This is a genomic window from Protofrankia sp. Cas8, from assembly GCF_963555845.1.
GTDB lineage: Bacteria > Actinomycetota > Actinomycetes > Frankiales > Frankiaceae > Protofrankia.
In genome coordinates this window covers 1,344-4,685 of sequence record NZ_CAUVXI010000158.1, presented here as the reverse complement: position 1 = coordinate 4,685, position 3,342 = coordinate 1,344, and the positions used below count along the sequence as shown (strand labels likewise).

2 protein-coding genes and 1 pseudogene are annotated in these 3,342 nt (G+C 65.6%); all 3 read left to right on the top strand.

Annotated features, from left to right (window positions below):
- The first annotated feature begins 78 nt into the window (after positions 1–78).
- A complete protein-coding gene (locus U9977_RS19575; RefSeq protein ID WP_322750734.1) occupies positions 79–1,437 on the top strand; it encodes an acetyl-CoA carboxylase biotin carboxylase subunit in 1,359 nt (452 codons plus the stop codon).
- Positions 1,438–1,861: 424 nt separating this feature from the next.
- The gene (locus U9977_RS19570; RefSeq protein ID WP_322750733.1) at positions 1,862–2,731 is read left to right on the top strand and encodes an arpA protein; all 870 of its coding nucleotides are present in this window, start codon (positions 1,862–1,864) and stop codon (positions 2,729–2,731) included.
- 70 nt (positions 2,732–2,801) lie between these two features.
- Positions 2,802–3,342: pseudogene (locus U9977_RS19565) on the top strand (class I SAM-dependent methyltransferase); the annotation flags it as partial.

The window sequence follows — 3,342 nt, the reverse complement described above, 5'->3', positions numbered from 1 at the left end:
CGTAACCGACGGTACCCCTGTCGAGCACGGTGAGCCACTGCTGGCGGTGGCCGCCGGCACCACCACCGGTGCCGGCCGATGATCAAAAAAGTGCTGATCGCCAACCGTGGTGAGATCGCGTTGCGGGTGGCCCGCACCTGCCGTGAACTGGGTCTTGCCACGGTGGCGGTCCACTCCGCCGCCGATCGCGACTCGGCGGTCGTCCGGTTCGCCGACGAGGCGGTGCAGATCGGGCCCGGCCCGGCCAAGACGAGCTATCTGCACATCCCGGCTGTGATCGAGGCGGCGCGGGGCTGGGGTGCCGACGCGATCCACCCTGGCTACGGTTTCCTGTCGGAGAACGCGGACTTCGCCGAGGTGTGCGAAGAGGAGGGCATCACCTTCGTCGGGCCGCCGGCGTCGGTGATGAACTGCCTCGGCGACAAGGCCAGCGCCCGTTCGATCATGTCCGAGGCCGGGCTGCCGCTGCTGGCGGGTAGCCGGGACGCACTCGACCACGCCGACGAGGCAGCGGAGTTCGCGGCCGGAATCGGATTCCCGGTCATCATCAAGGCGGTGGCCGGCGGCGGTGGGCGCGGCATGGCCGTGGTCGATGACCCCGACGCGTTCCTTCGCGCCTACAGCGAGACTCGAGCCAGCGCCCAGGCGGTGTTCCGCGACGGGCGGCTCTACGTGGAGCGCTATCTGCAGTCCGCGCGCCACGTCGAGGTGCAGATCCTCGCCGACACCCACGGTAACGTCGTCCACCTCGGCGCGCGCGACTGCTCGTTGCAGCGTCGTCACCAGAAGCTCGTGGAGGAGACGCCCGCTCCGCGACTGCCCGCCGACACCGTCGAGCGCATGTGTGACGCCGCGGTCCGCGGCGCACTGGCGGTCGGTTATGTGGGCGCGGGCACCTTCGAGTTCCTGGTCGACCCGGCCGGTCAGTTCTATTTCATGGAGGTCAACTGCCGGCTCCAGGTGGAGCACCCGGTCACCGAGATGGTCACCGGGATGGATCTGGTCCGCGAACAGCTACGCGTCGCCGCCGGTGAACCGCTCGGGTTCTCCCAGGACGACGTCGCCGCGCGCGGCGTCGCGATCGAGTGCCGGATCAACGCCGAGGACCCGACGGCGGGTTTCACCCCGACGCCGGGGGTGGTCAGCGAGTTCTCGCTGCCCGGCGGCCCGTTCGTCCGCGTCGACACTCATGTCTTCGCCGGCTACCGCATTCCGGCGCTGTACGACTCGCTGCTGGCCAAGGTCGTCGTCTGGGCACCCGATCGAGACCAGGCACTCGCGCGGATGCGTCGGGCACTCGACGAGCTGCGCCTGAGTGGTCCGACGGTGACAACGACCGCCGGCTTTCTGCGCGGTGTCCTCGACCACCCCCGGTTCTGCCGGGCCGAGCACGACACGTCCCTCATCAACGAGATCACGGCGGTACCGCGTCCCTGATCCGCGTCCCTGATCCGCGTCCACCCCGGCAGACAGCAGAATCGATCTTGCCGGGGTGTTCATAGAGCGACCGGCAATAGGGGACGCGGCGTCGCGGGGCTGGGGCACGCATCTCGCCGCATCGCTCCCCATCCATCGCTGCGCGATGCACGGGGTACCCCGGCTCCGTCGGTCGACACCCAACACCTCCGGTGCCTCCCTTCTCCGCCTCGCGATCTACGCACCCCAGCCCCGCTCCTTGATCCACGCCCCTGTTGCCGGGCGCTCTTAGTGTCGCATGTCACAAACGACTTCACGGCAATTGAATGACGAGCAACAATGTGCTGAATCGCTGGCTGTGGATGGGCGCCACACACAGGGATTGCCGAGTCGATTGGGGTGTCCCGGCCCAGGGCGGTGCCCCTGGCAGATGGGGAGGATCCTCATGAGCACATCGGGGGCACGGGTGGTTGGACGGGTGGTCGACACGGCTCGCTATCCCCTGGCAGCGCCGACCGGAGCCGACTGGAAGTACGTGGTTTCTCGCACCCGCCGCGAGCTGCACAATACCGGCTGCAGCGTCCTGCCTGGTTTTATCAGGCCGTCCCGGTGTGAAGAATTACAGCAGGAATGCGCGACGATCGCGCCGGCGGCGTATTACGAGGTCGAAACGGTGAACGCCTACAACATCGCACCGGACGCGACCCTTCACGAAGATCATCCTGCTTCCGTCGCCATGCGGCGCGGCAATGCGTTTGTGGCACGCGATCGTATACCCGAGGATTTCATCATCCATCGGCTCTACACCGACGAACTGTTTCAGCGCTTCATCGCGGACTGCTTCGGGCTGGGCCGCCTCCACGAGCTCGCAGACCCCCTTGCCGGGCTGTGCCTCAATGTCGTCATGCCAGGAATGGAGCATCCCTGGCATTTCGATACAAATGAGTTCGCGGTGAGTCTGCTCACCCGGGAACCGCGAGCCGGTGGTGTGTTCGAGTATTGCCCGGACATCAGGTCCGCGCAGGCGGAGAATTTCGACGACGTGCGGGCCGTGTTGGCCGGCCGCGGTGGGCACCTGATTCGTCGGCTGTCGTTGCGCCCGGGTGATCTTCAGCTGTTCAAAGGCCGTTATTCGATGCACCGGGTGAGCTCTGTGCACGGCGATACAGCGCGCCACTCGGCGATCTTCGCATATAGCGAACGCCCTGGCGTCGTCGGCAGCGTGACGCGGACGAGGCAGCTTTTCGGTCGCGTGCTGCCACAACATCTGGCGGCCGAGGGAAACGTTGTGCGGGTCGACCGACTACTGGATTAGGAGCTTGCTGGCGTGCTGCCTACGACGCCGGACCGTTGCCTGTTCTGTAAACCAGGGAGGAGCATAACCCGTGCATTTCGACACCACCGGAAAAATTTCCCTCGACCACATCTACACGCAACCCGATCCGCGCGCCTATTTCAGTACGTTGCGCGCGCTCGACTACCGCATCCCGCAGCTCGCCAAGCCCTATTTTACAAAACTTATCGAGGAATACCGGAGCTTACAGCAGAACCGGGCTCCAAATATCCTGGACATCGGCTGCTCATACGGCATCAATGCCGCTCTGTTGAAATTCGACGTGACTATGGACGAGCTGTATGAGCGTTACTGCGGCATCGATGCCCGGTCGCAGACCCGCAGCACGCTGCTGACCCGCGACCGGGACCTGGTCCGTTCGCGTAATCGCCGCACGTGCACCCGGTTCGTGGGCCTCGACACGTCCCACCCCGCCCTTTCCTATGCGCTCTCGGCCGGCTTTGTCGACGACGTGGTATACGCCGACCTCGAACAGCGCGACCCCACGGAACGACAACGCCAGCAGTTCACCGGGGTGGATCTTGTTATCTCGACCGGCTGCCTCGGTTACGTCACGGAGCGGACCATTGCAC

Bases quoted from the DNA above. Each gene is read 5' to 3' on its own strand.
- U9977_RS19575 (WP_322750734.1), top strand. From the start codon at position 79: ATGATCAAAAAAGTGCTGATCGCCAACCGTGGTGAGATCGCGTTGCGG.
- U9977_RS19570 (WP_322750733.1), top strand. From the start codon at position 1,862: ATGAGCACATCGGGGGCACGGGTGGTTGGACGGGTGGTCGACACGGCT.